This is a genomic window from Bacillus salipaludis (assembly GCF_030938565.1).
GTDB classification, from domain to species: domain Bacteria; phylum Bacillota; class Bacilli; order Bacillales; family Cytobacillaceae; genus Neobacillus; species Neobacillus salipaludis_A.
The window spans coordinates 577,663-593,450 of the sequence record NZ_JAVGVR010000001.1; the positions used below are offsets into that span (position 1 = coordinate 577,663).

Consider the following 15,788-nt stretch of genomic DNA (forward strand, 5'->3'; position numbering starts at 1 on the left):
CGTTTTTCATCGTATTCAAAAACATGAAAAACCTGATTTCCAGGTCTGTGAGCAAGAAGAAATGGCCCATTGTATTCACTAGTTTATTAGTTTTTGCCGGTGCTCTTAGTTTCCTTGTGTTTGAGGGGTCGAAGAAAACAGTGGCAATGACGCTTAATGGCCAAGAAAGAATCGTAAAAACACATGCAGATACCGTCAAAGAAGTATTCGACGAGCTAGGGTTAAAGATTCGCTCTCAAGACTACTTGTTTCCGTCTACAAATAGCAATGTAAAAGACGATCAAAAGATTGTCTGGAAACAAGCAAAACAGGTTACTATTGTGAAAGACAACGAGAAGAAAACGGTATGGACAACAGCCGATACGGTTGCTGAGCTTCTAAGGAATCAGAAATTTTCGATTAAGGAACATGATCAAGTTTTTCCAAATCCACAGAAACAGATTAGAAACAAGATGAAAATTAATATTAAGGCTGCCTTTCATCTTACATATGTAGATGGTGGAAAGAAGAAGAAAGTATGGTCCACTTCGACTACGGTCGCTGACTTTTTAACACAACAGGGGATTAAGCTAAAATCATTAGACCGAGTTGAACCGTCATTAACTGCGACAGTCAAAAAGAATAATGTGATTCACGTTATTCGAGTAGAAAAAGTCACCGATGTAGTGGAAGAACCAGTTCATTTTGCTGTAATAACAAAAAAAGATGAGAGCCTCGCTAAAGGTAAAGAAAAGACTGTCAAGGAAGGCCAGAAAGGACTTGTTTCAAGAGAATATGAAGTTTTCTATGAAAATGGCAAAGAAGTTTCGAGAGAACTAATTAATGAGCAGAAGCTTAAAGAGAAACAGGATAAGATTGTGGCTGTCGGAACGAAAGAGTTGGATTTACAAGTTTCCCGTGGTGAGCGTGATACCGGTAAAGAGTTCTATGTGAGTACAACTGCATATACAGCAGATTGTAACGGCTGTTCGGGAAGGACGGCTACAGGGATTAATCTTCGGGCCAATCCAAATGTAAAAGTAATTGCTGTTGATCCGAATATCATTCCGCTTGGAACAAAGGTTTTTGTGGAAGGCTATGGCTATGCTGTAGCAGCTGATACTGGCTCAGCTATTAATGGTTACAAAATAGATGTTTTCTTTCCATCCAGATCGCAGGCGTTTCGCTGGGGTGTTCGGAAGGTGAAAATTAAAGTCCTAAATTAAGCTTTTTTGTGCAGAGGATTCCTTCCTCTGCATTTTGCTTTTTTCCTAAATTTCTTTATACTAAGGAAAGCGTAAGCGCCTTTTAGGGCACCATCTGAACCATTTATAGATTCTTATTCTAATGTATGATGTTTTTCATTTATATAGACGATGGACATTACAAAAATGTTTCAAGTTTTTTTCAATTTTTTATTTTTTATGTTTTTTGGAGGAAATAATGAAGATTAAAGAAATTATTGTGGTAGAGGGCAAGGATGATACGACCGCCATTAAAAGGGCTGTAGATGCAGATACAATTGAAACAAACGGTTCAGCAGTAAATCAGGCAACAATTGAGAAGGTAAGACGTGCCCAAGAAACGAGAGGGGTTATTATTTTTACCGACCCGGATTTTCCCGGCGAAAAAATTAGAAAGACCATTACAGAAAAGGTATCGGGGTGCAAACATGCCTTTTTACCAAAGGAAGTGGCAATTGCCAAGAATGGGAAAGGGGTTGGAGTGGAACATGCCCATCCGGAGGCAATTGTTGAGGCTTTAAAGGATGCCCAAATGATGCGTGAAACGATTGTCGAAGAAATCTCCCAAGAGGATTTAGTCACAGCAGGTCTAATTGGCGGTGAAGGGTCGAAGGAACGCCGAATCAAGCTGGGGATGCTTTTAAAAATTGGCTATACAAATGGAAAACAGTTACATAAACGCTTAATGATGTTTCAAATCAGTAAGCAGGAATTCGCACAGGCACTTTCAGTCGTGCTTCAGGAGGAACAAAATGAATAAAGATATCGCGACCCCTGTTAGAACAAGGGCTATATTGGAGAAATACGGTTTTTCGTTTAAGAAAAGCCTAGGGCAAAACTTTTTGATTGATACAAACATATTAAAAAAAATCGTTGAATTTGCCAATATTACAGAAGATACGGGTACCATTGAAATCGGACCGGGGATTGGTGCCTTAACCGAGCAGCTTGCCCGCAGCAGTAATAAGGTAGTTGCCTTTGAAATTGATCAGCGCTTGCTGCCTATTTTAAAAGATACTCTTGACCCTTATTCCAACGTAAAGGTGATTCATCAGGATGTTTTAAAAGCAGATGTTAAGGAGGTCATTAAGGATGAGTTTCAAACTATTGATGATTTGATGGTGGTTGCAAATTTACCTTATTACGTAACAACTCCGATTATTATGAAGATCCTCGAGGAGCATCTGCCGATTCGCGGAATTGTTGTCATGCTCCAAAAGGAAGTGGCGGACCGAATTTCAGCTTCTCCAGGTACAAAGGATTACGGGTCACTTTCAATAGCTGTTCAGTACTATACGGAAGCCGAAACGGTAATGATTGTTCCGAAAACTGTGTTTGTTCCTCAGCCTAATGTCGATTCAGCTGTGATCAGGCTGACGAGGCGGACTACTCCTGCGGTTACGGTGAAAGATGAAGGTTTCTTTTTTCAAGTAACAAGGGCAAGCTTTGCCCAGAGAAGAAAGACATTGTTGAATAATTTAACTAGCCAGCTGCCGGATGGCAAGCAGAAAAAGGAACAAATCCTCGAAGCTTTAGGCGGATGCGGGGTTGATCCGACCAGAAGAGGGGAAACACTCTCCCTAGAGGAGTTCGGAAGGCTCAGTGATGCATTATATCCATATTTCAAGTAGAAGACCTCTTAGGGGGTCTTTTTTTGGTTTAGAAGGGTGTTTCAAGCCTTACCCCCATTCCGTCACAAATCTTCCGTATTCTGCATAGCCTATGAAAGGAACTTTATTTGAAAGGCCTTATTTGCTGGTCTTATTGGAGTGACAGCAATGGATTTAAAATTAATGGATGTTGTCGGCAGACAATCACATAATTGCGATATTCTCTTCCGAATTATAGATATTCGGGAAATCAACGGTCAAAAGATCGCCATCCTCTACGGTGAAGACTTTCGCTTAATTGCAGATGCACCCTATTACGATTTAATTCCAATTAACCAAACAGACAGAATGAGGATGACACAGGAATTTCGAACCCTGGAGGAACAATCGTACCGGCTTTTTACACAAGATGTTGATTTATTGAAGCACAGACAGGAATATGAAGCAACAGACGGGTATGTCAAATCATTTAATTACTTCCAAATTCCCGGTAAGGTCCTTCATTTAGATGGAGACCCAAATTACTTGAAGAAATGTATGGACTTATACGACAAAATCGGAATACCTGTCACAGGTATACATTGTAATGAAAAAGAAATGCCCGAAAAAATCGGTCAATTAATTGATTATTACCGTCCCGACATCCTTGTCATCACAGGACATGATGCCTATTCAAAAGCAAAAGGAAAAATGACCGATATCAATGCATACCGTCATTCTAAACATTTTGTCCAAACCGTTCGGGAAGCCCGCCGAAAAGTACCGCATTTGGATCAATTGGTGATTTTCGCCGGTGCCTGCCAATCCCATTTTGAATCGCTCATTCATGCAGGAGCCAATTTTGCAAGTTCACCATCAAGGATCAATATCCATGCACTCGACCCTGTATATATCGTAGCTAAAATTAGCTTTACTCCCTTTATGGAACGGATAAATGTTTGGGATGTATTAAGAAATACATTGACGGGCGAAAAAGGATTAGGAGGAATCGAAACAAGGGGAGTTTTACGGACTGGAATGCCGTATAATCCGGTTCCTGAGGAATAATTGAAAGCCTTTTTTACTCAAAGGGGCTTTTTTTTTATGATTGATACATATTTAAGGGAAGTTAAGGTAACCATAGAAATGTTGAAATTTAGAAGAAAAAGTAGAAGAAAAAATATTGACAATCTTTTTATCGGACTGATATAATTTTATATTTTGTTTGACAAAATGTTATACGCGTGGTATACTTTTACATAGTGAGGTGGACCGAATGCCAAAAACCTTAGCCGATATTAAAAAGGCTCTTGACTCAAATTTAGGGAAAAGATTGTTACTTAAGGCAAACGGAGGACGCAGAAAAACGATTGAGCGCTCCGGTGTTTTAGCGGAAACATACCCTTCAGTATTTGTCATTGAGTTGGATCAAGATGAGAATGCTTTTGAGCGTGTTTCATACAGCTATGCAGATGTATTGACTGAAACCGTTCAAATCACCTTTGAAGATGCATCAGGACACTTAGCTTTAAGCTAACATATAAGCAATGTTTGGGCGGTAAACGGTTGTTTACTGCTTTTTGCTTTCTTCAAAAATCGACATGGATGATTATAGATAACATGAAAAGATTAAATTCATACATACTATAAATACCGTGTGTGAAGAAAGGGGTTGTTTAGATGGGCAGAAGAAGAGGTGTCATGTCCGGTCAATTTAAAGAGGAGCTCGCTAAAGAGCTTGGCTTTTATGATGTGGTTCAAAAAGAAGGCTGGGGCGGGATTAAAGCCCGTGACGCAGGGAATATGGTAAAGCGTGCCATAGAGCTTGCTGAGCAACAGTTGTTGAACAAACGTTAACCAAGAGATCGATATCTTTCTGAAGTCAGTTTAAACCGATAGATTCACCACGGTCAGGCCAGGGAATAAACCCCCTGGCCTTTCATTTCTGCACTATTCTTTGTTAAAATGTTATATTTGATAGGATTATTTATCTATCACGTCTTACATTGGCCGTTTTGTGGTAAAATAGGACAAAATATGGAACTGTCAATTTTTAAAGTAGGTGGACGTTGTGAAGCTTTTAGTAAAAGCACCGGCCAAGATTAATTTATCATTAGATGTTTTGTACAAACGTCCTGATGGATATCATGAAGTTGAAATGATTATGACAACAATTGATTTGGCCGATCGAGTTGAGCTAAGTTTATTAAATCAAGATAAAATACATATTCTTTCCCATAACCGTTACGTTCCGGATGACCAGCGAAATTTAGCCTATCAGGCTGCGCAGCTGTTAAAGGACCGTTTTCAGGTCAAAAAAGGGGTTGTGATCTCCATTGAAAAGACAATCCCAGTTGCTGCAGGCCTTGCCGGCGGCAGCAGTGATGCAGCCGCAACATTAAGAGGTTTAAATAAGATATGGGGGCTTGGACTAACACTAGATGAGTTGGCTGAACTCGGGTCTGAAATTGGGTCAGATGTTTCCTTCTGTGTATATGGAGGAACAGCCATAGCGAAGGGTAGAGGAGAATTTATCACCGATCTCCCGGCTCCTCCCACATGCTGGGTGATTTTAGCGAAACCCTTTATTGGTGTATCGACAGCAGAGGTCTATCGTCGCCTTGACTTAAATGGAATGAAGCACCCAAACACAAATGGAATGGTTGACGCAATAAAAAATAATGATTATCAGCAGGTTTGTCAAAACGTTGGGAACGTTTTAGAAGATGTTACATTAAACCTGCATCCGGAGGTAGCCCTCATCAAGGATCAAATGAAGCGCTTTGGTGCTGATGCTGTACTAATGAGTGGCAGTGGGCCGACGGTTTTTGGCTTAGTTCAGCATGATTCGAGAATGCATAGAATCTATAACGGCTTAAGAGGATTTTGTGACCAGGTTTTTGCAGTGAGGATGTTAGGAGAACGCCACTTCCTTGATGTCTAGCGCAAGCGTCCTGCCCCTCGAGGTTGCTATCCTGCTCCTGCGGCAAAGCTTATTCAAGGTAGTACTGTTCACCTCGTCGCATGCCTGCAAGGAAGAAAATTCAGTGATGCTTGCATGTCGATGAAGTCAAAGAACGACTTCACCGCCAGGACCTAAAGCCTTGTCGGGGCTGAACAAGGCGCTTACGCTTTTCTTGATTAAATGCGTACGTTAGTGATATATTTTAATTAGAATTTTCGTCTTTTGGAGGTTATTATGAAGTTTCGTCGAAGTGAACGGTTGATTGATATGACGAATTATTTACTGGACCATCCTCGCCAGCTCGTGCCGCTGACATTTTTCGCCGATCGTTATGAATCAGCAAAATCATCTATTAGTGAAGATTTAGCGATAGTCAAAGAAACATTTGAGCAAAAAGGATTTGGAACCTTGCAGACGGTACCTGGTGCAGCTGGAGGCGTTAAATTCTTAGTGCAAATAAGTAAAGAAAATGCGAGGCCTTTTGTTCAAGAACTTTGTGAATTAATCGCTACTCCTGATCGGTTATTGCCTGGAGGCTATTTATATTTGACGGATATCTTGGGGGACCCTCAAATTGTACAAAAAGCAGGAAGGATTATTGCTTCTGCTTATTCTGAAGCTAAAATAGATGTCATCATGACTGTGGCAACAAAAGGGATTCCGCTTGCCTATGCAGTGGCAAGTCAATTAAATGCTCCTGTTGTAATTGTCAGAAGGGACAGCAAAGTGACGGAGGGACCGACGGTAAGCATTAATTATGTCTCTGGTTCAACCAAAAGAATTCAAACAATGGTTCTTTCCAAGAGAAGCCTAACAGAAGGCTCCCGGGTCTTGATTGTCGATGATTTCATGAAAGCTGGCGGAACAGTTATCGGCATGATTAGTTTATTAGAGGAATTTAATGCTACAGTAGCCGGGATTGCTGTTTTAGTTGAAGCGGAAAAAATTGAAGAGCGCCTGGTTGATAACTATTTATCTCTTGTTCAATTATCGGATGTTGATTTAAAGGAAAAAAAGATTAATGTTAAAGAAGGTAACTATTTTACACTTGAATAAATAGGAGGGTTTTACATATGGAAATCGTTCAAACAAATCAAGCCCCAGCAGCAATTGGTCCATATTCTCAAGGTATTGTTGTCAATAATTTGTTCTACAGCTCTGGTCAAATTCCACTAACAGCGGAAGGTACTTTGGCTGAAGGAGATATTAAGGTACAAACCCACCAGGTATTTAAAAATTTACAAGCAGTACTAGAAGCTGCTGGTGCATCATTAGAGACAGTTGTAAAAGCCACTGTTTTTATTAAAAATATGGAAGAATTTGCACAGCTTAATGAAGTGTATGGAGAGTACTTCCACACGCATAAACCTGCACGCTCATGTGTCGAAGTAGCCAGATTACCTAAAGATGTATTAGTTGAGATCGAAGTAGTAGCGCTCGTGAAATAGACGAGTGCTTTTTTATTTGTACGGAGGAAAATATTTATTATTTTGTCTTAAAATGTAAGAAAATTACCGTTTTTTACAGAAGTTCACTTTTTTGCCCTAATTTTTCTAAAAAATTTTAAAATTAAAGAAGGAAAACCAAGATTTCTGTTGAATTTATTAATCTAGCTTTTTATCTAGAAGAAAAGGGTGTGAGCACATGGAAGTAACTGACGTAAGATTACGCCGCGTTAATACGGATGGAAGAATGAGAGCGATTGCATCAATCACATTAGACAATGAGTTTGTTGTTCATGACATCCGTGTTATCGATGGAAACAACGGTTTATTTGTAGCTATGCCAAGTAAACGTACTCCAGACGGAGAATTTCGTGACATTGCGCATCCAATCAATTCAGGAACACGCGGAAAAATCCAAGAAGCTGTTTTGGCAGAGTACCACCGCTTAGGTGAATTGGAAATTGAATTTGAAGAAGCCGGAGCTTCCTAAGGATTTTGACAACTAGGGCCTTTCTTCCACGTAAGGCTCTTTTTATTTTTTAGATTCTTCGCTAATTGCCCCCTCTATCAGTCCTCTAAGCAGCACTCCAAATAACAAATTAAGACACTTTCGGAACATTCCTTGAAAAGGCAAGCAATTTGCGTTAATATTTTTAATGGATAAAAAGGTAAATTGGAGGCATGTTCATGTCTAATCGTTATGCTGTGATTTTAGCCGCTGGACAAGGAACGCGGATGAAATCAAAGCTCTATAAAGTGTTGCACCAGGTTTGTGGAAAACCAATGGTTCAGCATGTGGTGGATCAAATAACAAAGCTGGATATAGAAGAAATGGTCACGATTATCGGGCATGGAGCAGAAATGGTAAAAGCCCAAATAGGCGATAAAAGCCTTTATGCTCTTCAAGAACAACAGCTTGGAACAGCACATGCGGTCATTCAAGCTCAAGAAATGCTCGCTGGTAAAAAAGGAACAACCATTGTTGTCTGCGGTGATACTCCATTAATTCGCGCAGAAACGATGGAAGCCTTATTTAACCATCATCAAGAACTAGCTGCAAAGGCAACCATTCTGACTGCGAGGATTGAAGACCCAACAGGCTATGGCCGGATCATTCGAAACGAAAGCGGATTGGTTGAAAAAATCGTTGAACACAAAGATGCCACAGATGCAGAGCGGGCCATTAAGGAAATTAATACTGGAACATATTGTTTCGACAATGAAGCTCTTTTTGAGGCATTAACAAAGGTCTCAAATGATAATGTTCAAGGGGAATACTATTTACCGGATGTTATCGAGATTCTAAAGGAACAAGGTGAAATTGTTACCGCTTTCCAAACGGATAAGTTTGAAGAAACGATTGGCGTGAATGACAGAATCGCTCTTAGCACTGCAGAGCGAATTATGCGAAACCGGATTAATGAAGAACATATGAGGAATGGTGTAACACTCATCGATCCCGATAACACCTATATTGAGACAGATGTACAAATTGGCCAGGATACTGTGATTTATCCGGGGACCATCCTGAAGGGTAGAACGATCATTGGTTCTGATTGCCAAATTGGCCCGCATTCTGAGATTGATACTTGTGAAATCGGGAATGGAACAGTTATCCGTCAATCTACTGCTAATAAAAGTTCAATTGGCGCAAATGTCAATATTGGGCCGTTTGCCCATATTCGGCCTGATTCAGCCATTCAAGATGAAGTGAAGATTGGAAACTTCGTTGAAATTAAGAAAGCTGTATTTGGTAAGGGAAGCAAAGCCTCTCATTTAAGTTATATCGGAGATGCAGAAGTGGGTAATAATGTAAACATCGGCTGTGGTTCCATCACGGTTAACTATGATGGTAAAAATAAATATTTAACCAAAATAGAAGATGATGTCTTTGTTGGCTGTAATTCAAATCTTGTTGCTCCTGTTACAGTTGGGAAGGGTGCATATGTTGCTGCAGGTTCTACCATCACCATGGATGTACCTGGGGAGGCATTGTCCATTGCCCGTGCGAAGCAAGTAAATAAGGAAAACTACGTTCAAAAGCTTAATTTGAAAAAATAAGCAAAAATAATGGAGGACCATCATGTCAAATCAATATTTAGATCCAAATTTAAAGGTATTCAGTTTAAATTCTAATCTTCCCTTGGCAAGAGAAATTGCAAAAGTAATCGGTGTAGAGCTTGGAAAGTGCTCAGTAACAAGATTTAGTGACGGGGAAATTCAAATTAATATTGAAGAAAGTATCCGCGGATGTGATGTGTACGTAATCCAGTCAACGAGCAATCCGATTAATGAGAATCTCATGGAATTATTAATTATGATTGACGCATTAAAAAGAGCATCTGCAAAAACGATTAATATTGTTATGCCTTATTATGGTTATGCTCGTCAAGATCGTAAAGCACGTGCCCGTGAGCCAATTACTGCAAAATTAGTAGCAAATTTGCTTGAAACAGCAGGAGCTACCCGTGTGATTTGTCTTGATTTGCACGCACCGCAAATTCAAGGGTTCTTTGATATTCCAATTGACCACCTTATGGGTGTGCCAATTTTATCAGAATACTTTAAGAACAAAGCACTAGACGGTGATCTTGTCGTTGTATCCCCAGACCATGGCGGGGTAACACGAGCTAGAAAAATGGCGGAGCGCCTAAAAGCTCCAATCGCGATTATTGATAAACGCCGTCCGCGTCCAAATGTTGCCGAGGTTATGAATATTGTGGGTAACATTGATGGAAAGGTAGCTATTCTCATTGATGATATTATTGATACAGCTGGAACCATTACACTTGCTGCAAATGCATTAGTGGAAAACGGTGCTTTAGAGGTTTATGCCTCCTGTACACACCCTGTATTGAGTGGTCCAGCCATTGAAAGAATTCAAAATTCAAAAATTAAAGAATTAGTTGTTACGAACTCAATTGAACTTCCGGAAGAGAAAAAGATTGATAAAATTATTAATCTTTCTGTTGCACCACTAATCGGTGAAGCTATTATCCGTGTACATGAGGAACAGTCCGTAAGTACATTATTTGATTAAACCGTGCAAGGAACCACCCGAATTTAGCTGAATTAAAATGTTTAGACCTTCCTGTTTTGGGGTAATTTTATAAAGTGAACTTAAATAGGAAGGTGACTTTTCAATGAGTACTGTTTTACAAGCAAAAGAACGCAATCAATTCCGTCATTCTGCTTTAAAGAAAATTCGGGACACTGGAAACATTCCAGCTGTTATTTATGGTGCAAAGGTTGAAAGTAAGCCTGTTTATATTAGTTCTGCTGATTTAACGAAAACCATTCGTTCTGTAGGCAGGAATGGTGTCTTTTCTCTTGATATCAGTGGAAATCAGCATGATGTTGTCTTAAAGGATTATCAAGAGGATTGTATTAAAAAGGAAATTACACATGTTGATTTTTTAGCAGTTGATAAGTCTTCAAAAATCAATGTATCGGTCAGACTTGTACTTACCGGTGAGGCCGCAGGTGTGAAAGACGGCGGGGTTCTACAGCAGCCAGTCCATGAATTGTCAATCACATCTACTCCTGACAATATTCCGGCTCAGATTGAAGTAGATGTTACGAACCTGCAGGTTGGTGAAAATGTAACCATTGCAGATATCCTCTATCAAGGGTCATTTTCGATTAATCATGATGCGGAAGAAGTGGTTGCCTCGATTCTTCCTCCTAAACAGGAAGAAGAAATTAATGCAGGTGAACAGCAAGATGGCGGTCATCCAGATCAAGAAGAAGGAAGAGAAACAGAACCAATTGGAGACTAATAGTAATAGACGTAACCTAAACAAAGGTTACGTCTTTTGCAGTTCTTAATTATAGCGAAAATAATGGTGAGGAATTTATGCTTCGAAAAGTTTTTAGAAGGTGGTCTGGACAGGAAGAGGTGGGAAATATGAAAATAATGGTTGGTTTAGGAAACCCGGGGAAGCAATATGAACATACGAGGCACAATGTAGGTTTTGATGTCATTGAAGAGCTCTCACGCCGATTTAATATTCCGTTAGACCAATCCAAATTAAAAGGCTTGTATGGAATTGGATTCTACAAAGGGGAAAAGGTCTTATTGTTAAAACCTCTGACCTATATGAACCTATCCGGAGAATCCATTCGCGCCGTAATGGATTATTATGATATCGGTTTAGAAGACCTCTTGGTGATTTATGATGACCTTGATTTACCTGTTGGGAAAATTCGACTTCGTCAAAAGGGAAGCGCAGGCGGACATAATGGAATTAAGTCCACAGTAGCCCATCTTGGGACTCAAGCATTTAACAGAATTCGAATCGGCATTGACCGCCCACAAAATGGGATGAGCGTGCCTGATTATGTTCTAGGGAAATTTCATAAAGAAGAGCAGTTACAGATTCAAGATGTTGTTCAAAAAAGTGCCGATGCATGTGAAGCCTGTCTGGAGAGGCCTTTTATACAAGTAATGAATGATTTTAATCAGTAAATGTACATGAGATAGGCCATCCTTTCATATTATAAAGCGTATATCCTAAACTGAATGTCTGCAGTTTGAGAAGTGATTTTAGATGTGAATAGTTTCCCCCTGTTTGGGTTAATATACTAATATTAAATCGAAGATTAGGGAGGGACAGGCGTGGCCATCCATTATCATTGCAGGCATTGCGGTACAAAATTAGGCTCTATCGAACAATCATCCATACACAGCGAAACGCTTGGTCTTAATAAGTTAACTGAACGGGAAAGACAAGAAATGGTTGCGTACGATCCATCTGGGGATATTCACATAACCTCGATTTGTGAAGACTGCCAGGAAGCTTTGGAGCGAACTCCAGAATACCATCAATATGATTTTCTTATTCATTAACTAGCTTTGGATGTACTCCAAAGCATTTTTCTGTTTTGATAATTTAAACTTTTATAATATATGAAATTTGTATACTGTCTAGCTCCAGCCCCTGAAAAGGGCGCTTAGCTTTTCGGTTGAGAGAGGAGGATTTAGGTTGAACAGTTTAACATCATTATTCCTTCGACAGGAAGACATTCATTCTGTTATATCCGGAATGGAAGAAGGTCTAAAGGAACAGTTAATTGCAGGGTTATCAGGCTCATCTAGGACCATCTTTGCAGCATCCATTTATGAAAAAATGAAAAGGCCGATTATGTTCGTTACCTATAATTTGCTGCAAGCACAAAAGCTATATGATGACCTTGTCAATCTAGTAAACGAAAAGGATGTTTTTCTTTTCCCTGCAAATGAACTGATCGCTGCAGAAATGAGTATCGCCAGCCCGGAATTGAAGGCTCAAAGAATTGAAGCTTTGAATCATTGGAGTAAAAATAGTCGCGGAATTTTAATAGCCCCTATTTCTGGCTTAAAAAAAATTACTCCGCCAAAGGCTATGTGGAAAAACTATCAGCTTTCCTTAAAGCTGGGGAAGACTTAGATATAGAGAGAACGCTTACAACTTTTGTTAAGATGGGGTATGTAAGAGTAGAAATGGTGTCTACTCCTGGAGAATTTAGTGTACGGGGCGGAATTATTGATATTTATCCTCTTACAGAATCAGACCCGCTTCGGATTGAACTTTTTGATACCGAAATTGATTCTATCCGTTATTTCTCTCTTGAGGACCAGCGTTCCAAGGAAAAGATTTCAGAAATCTTAATTGGCCCTGCAACAGAAATTCTTCTTGAGGATGTAAATTACAGTCGAATCGTTGAAAGATTAGAAGAAGGCTTAGCGAAAAGCTTAAAAAAATTAAAGGACGAAAAGGCTAAAATCCAACTCGCACAAAATATTGGATATGAATTAGAACTGCTAAAAAACCAGCAAAAGCCTGACCAAGTCTATAAATACTTATCACTTGCCTACGAAAATGCTGGTAGTTTACTAGATTATCTTCCGCATAACGGTTTAGTATTTATTGATGAAATCAGCAGGGTTCATGAAATGAATGAATCTCTAGTTAAGGAGGAAGCAGACTGGTATACCTCTTTATTAGGTGAGGGAGAAATTATCCATGACCTGGTTATTTCACATGACCTACACGGGCTTTTACAAAAAAAGAATTTCCCGGTCCTTTATATGTCTCTATTTCTCCGTCATGTCTCAAATACCAGTCCGCAAAATATTATTAATGTTTCTTGTAAGCCTATGCAAAACTTCCACGGACAAATGCATTTGCTTAAAGCAGAAGTAGACCGTTGGAAAAAAAGCAACTATTCTATTCTTGTACTCGGACCCGATGAAGAACGGGTAAAAAAACTGGAGCGGGTTTTAGAGGATTATGAAATTGAATCCTCACTTTTAGGTGAAGGGCAGGAGCCATTACCTGGTAAAGTTCAAATTATGAGAGGAAATCTCCAAACCGGATTTGAATTATCCATTCAAAAAATTGCCGTGATTACCGAGGAAGAATTATTTAATAAACGAGTGAAAAAATCTTCTAGCCGGCAAAAACTATCGAATGCAGAAAGAATTAAAAGCTATTCCGAACTCCGGGTTGGTGACTACGTTGTTCATGTAAACCATGGGATTGGGAAATACCTTGGTATCGAAACACTTGTAATTAATGGAATCCATAAGGATTATTTACATATTCGTTATCAAGGGACGGATAAACTGTATGTTCCCGTTGAACAAATTGATTTAATCCAGAAATATGTTGGGTCTGAAGGAAAAGAGCCAAAAGTCTATAAGCTTGGCGGCAGTGATTGGAAAAAAGTGAAAAAGAAAGTTCAATCCTCTGTCCAAGATATTGCGGATGATTTAATTAAGCTGTATGCCGAACGTGAAGCAGCTGTTGGTTATGCTTTCTCACCTGATGGAGACATGCAAAGAGAATTCGAAACAAACTTTGCCTACCAAGAAACAGAAGATCAGTTACGGTCTATTCGTGAGATTAAAAAGGATATGGAAAGATTGCGTCCAATGGACCGGCTCCTCTGCGGGGATGTTGGTTATGGAAAAACGGAGGTTGCTATTCGCGCGGCCTTTAAAGCCATTACCGATGGCAAGCAGGTTGCTTTCCTTGTGCCAACAACCATTCTAGCTCAACAGCATTTTGAAACATTAAGGGAAAGATTTCAGGACTTCCCCATTAATATTGGTTTGTTAAGCCGTTTTCGTTCAAAAAAGCAACAGACGGAAACGATAAAAGGGCTGAAGGCGGGGACTGTTGATATTGTCGTTGGAACACACCGCCTGCTGTCAAAAGATGTTATTTATCGTGACTTAGGGCTGTTAATTATCGATGAAGAACAAAGGTTCGGGGTTACACATAAGGAAAAGATAAAGCGGTTAAAAACAAATGTGGATGTTTTAACGTTAACAGCCACACCAATTCCAAGAACTCTGCATATGTCCATGCTGGGAGTTCGAGATTTGTCGGTGATCGAAACACCACCTGAAAATCGTTTCCCTGTGCAAACCTATGTTATGGAGTATAATGGATCGCTTGTCAGAGAGGCCATTGAACGGGAACTCGCCCGTGACGGACAAGTATACTTTTTATATAACCGGGTAGAGGATATTGAACGGAAGGCAGAAGAAATTTCTATGCTTGTACCGGATGCCCGTGTAACTTTTGCCCATGGGCAGATGTCGGAAAATGAATTAGAGTCTGTAATGTTGAGCTTTTTATCTGGAGAATTTGACGTTCTCGTCAGTACAACGATTATTGAAACTGGTGTAGATATTCCCAATGTCAATACGTTAATCGTCTTTGATGCTGATCGAATGGGACTCTCACAGCTCTATCAGCTGCGCGGCCGGGTTGGAAGATCCAATCGAGTTGCCTATGCCTATTTTACGTATCGAAAGGATAAAGTTTTAACGGAAGTTGCTGAGAAACGTTTACAGGCGATTAAGGAATTTACGGAGCTCGGTTCCGGATTTAAAATTGCGATGCGGGATCTATCCATCAGGGGTGCCGGCAATTTATTAGGGGCACAGCAGCATGGTTTTATTGATTCGGTTGGATTTGATTTGTACTCACAAATGCTGAAGGAAGCCATTGAGGAAAAGAGAGGCGACCTTAAGGAAGCTGAAAGGAAAACGGTTGAAATTGATCTGGAAATTGATGCGTATATTCCGGATTCCTACATTAAGGATGGGCATCAAAAAATAGAAATGTATAAGCGCTTCAGGGGTATTCAGGCATTAGAAGATGTACAGGAGCTTCAAGAGGAAATGATTGACCGTTTTGGCGAATATCCAAATGAAGTAGCATACCTCTTCCAAATTGCAGAAATGAAGGTTTATGCCCTTCTAAATGGTGTTGAACAAATAAAGCAAGTGAAGCAGGAAGTAACATTGTTAGTGAATGAAAAAGTAAGCAGCACGATTGATGGCCATAAGCTGTTTAAAATCAGCAGTCAGTTTGGAAGAATGGTTACCCCAGGAATGGAGGGCAATAAATTAAAAATGACCCTCAATGTCAAAGGGTGCGAAATAGCAAAATGGCTTCATATTGCTTTTGAAATGATAAAGGGGCTTGAAGATTCGAAAAAGGGCGAAGAAAATCCAGTTACTTAATCTTTTTTTCAATCCATTAGGTTTCAATCCAGTGGTTAATCCTGT

Annotated in this window: 15 protein-coding genes and 1 pseudogene; all 16 read left to right on the forward strand. The window is 39.7% G+C overall.

Going from position 1 to position 15,788, the window contains the following annotated elements; translation table 11 throughout:
• Positions 1–23 precede the first annotated feature (23 nt).
• The 16 genes and pseudogenes from RCG21_RS02785 to mfd all read left to right on the forward strand — a co-directional run bounded on the left by RCG21_RS02785 (position 24) and on the right by mfd (position 15,743).
• Entirely contained in the window at positions 24–1,205 is a 1,182-nt protein-coding gene (locus RCG21_RS02785; RefSeq protein ID WP_133339420.1) for a G5 and 3D domain-containing protein, read from the forward strand.
• Positions 1,206–1,422: 217 nt separating this feature from the next.
• A complete protein-coding gene (gene rnmV, locus RCG21_RS02790; RefSeq protein WP_133339370.1) occupies positions 1,423–1,983 on the forward strand; it encodes a ribonuclease M5 in 561 nt (186 codons plus the stop codon).
• Complete coding sequence (rsmA, locus tag RCG21_RS02795) at positions 1,976–2,854, forward strand: 16S rRNA (adenine(1518)-N(6)/adenine(1519)-N(6))-dimethyltransferase RsmA (RefSeq protein WP_133339372.1); 879 nt, start codon at positions 1,976–1,978, stop codon at positions 2,852–2,854. The genes rnmV and rsmA overlap by 8 nt, the downstream gene beginning before the upstream one ends.
• Positions 2,855–3,001: 147 nt before the next feature.
• On the forward strand, positions 3,002–3,880 hold the full coding sequence (gene yabG, locus RCG21_RS02800; RefSeq protein ID WP_133339374.1) for a sporulation peptidase YabG: 879 nt from the start codon (positions 3,002–3,004) through the stop codon (positions 3,878–3,880).
• A 208-nt stretch (positions 3,881–4,088) separates the two neighbouring features.
• The gene (gene veg / locus RCG21_RS02805; RefSeq protein ID WP_026574040.1) at positions 4,089–4,349 is read left to right on the forward strand and encodes a biofilm formation stimulator Veg; all 261 of its coding nucleotides are present in this window, start codon (positions 4,089–4,091) and stop codon (positions 4,347–4,349) included.
• Positions 4,350–4,492: 143 nt separating this feature from the next.
• Positions 4,493–4,669, forward strand: coding sequence for a small, acid-soluble spore protein, alpha/beta type (locus RCG21_RS02810; RefSeq protein WP_026574039.1), 177 nt, complete (start codon positions 4,493–4,495; stop codon positions 4,667–4,669).
• A 214-nt stretch (positions 4,670–4,883) separates the two neighbouring features.
• A complete protein-coding gene (gene ispE / locus RCG21_RS02815) occupies positions 4,884–5,756 on the forward strand; it encodes a 4-(cytidine 5'-diphospho)-2-C-methyl-D-erythritol kinase (RefSeq protein ID WP_133339376.1) in 873 nt (290 codons plus the stop codon).
• 255 nt (positions 5,757–6,011) lie between these two features.
• Positions 6,012–6,833, forward strand: coding sequence for a pur operon repressor (gene purR / locus RCG21_RS02820; RefSeq protein ID WP_026574037.1), 822 nt, complete (start codon positions 6,012–6,014; stop codon positions 6,831–6,833).
• 17 nt (positions 6,834–6,850) lie between these two features.
• Positions 6,851–7,225, forward strand: coding sequence for a RidA family protein (locus tag RCG21_RS02825; protein WP_133339378.1), 375 nt, complete (start codon positions 6,851–6,853; stop codon positions 7,223–7,225).
• 196 nt (positions 7,226–7,421) lie between these two features.
• A complete protein-coding gene (spoVG, locus tag RCG21_RS02830) occupies positions 7,422–7,712 on the forward strand; it encodes a septation regulator SpoVG (RefSeq protein WP_026574035.1) in 291 nt (96 codons plus the stop codon).
• Positions 7,713–7,909: 197 nt separating this feature from the next.
• Positions 7,910–9,283, forward strand: coding sequence for a bifunctional UDP-N-acetylglucosamine diphosphorylase/glucosamine-1-phosphate N-acetyltransferase GlmU (gene glmU, locus RCG21_RS02835; protein WP_133339380.1), 1,374 nt, complete (start codon positions 7,910–7,912; stop codon positions 9,281–9,283).
• A 22-nt stretch (positions 9,284–9,305) separates the two neighbouring features.
• Positions 9,306–10,262, forward strand: coding sequence for a ribose-phosphate diphosphokinase (locus RCG21_RS02840; RefSeq protein WP_026574033.1), 957 nt, complete (start codon positions 9,306–9,308; stop codon positions 10,260–10,262).
• Positions 10,263–10,365: 103 nt separating this feature from the next.
• Positions 10,366–11,001 (forward strand): 50S ribosomal protein L25/general stress protein Ctc, encoded by a 636-nt coding sequence (locus tag RCG21_RS02845; RefSeq protein ID WP_133339382.1) that lies wholly within the window; start codon positions 10,366–10,368, stop codon positions 10,999–11,001.
• 128 nt (positions 11,002–11,129) lie between these two features.
• Positions 11,130–11,690, forward strand: coding sequence for an aminoacyl-tRNA hydrolase (gene pth / locus RCG21_RS02850; RefSeq protein WP_133339422.1), 561 nt, complete (start codon positions 11,130–11,132; stop codon positions 11,688–11,690).
• Between the two features lie 150 nt (positions 11,691–11,840).
• Entirely contained in the window at positions 11,841–12,071 is a 231-nt protein-coding gene (gene fin / locus RCG21_RS02855) for an anti-sigma-F factor Fin (protein ID WP_026574030.1), read from the forward strand.
• Between the two features lie 136 nt (positions 12,072–12,207).
• Positions 12,208–15,743, forward strand: a pseudogene (gene mfd / locus RCG21_RS02860) (transcription-repair coupling factor).
• Positions 15,744–15,788 lie beyond the last annotated feature (45 nt).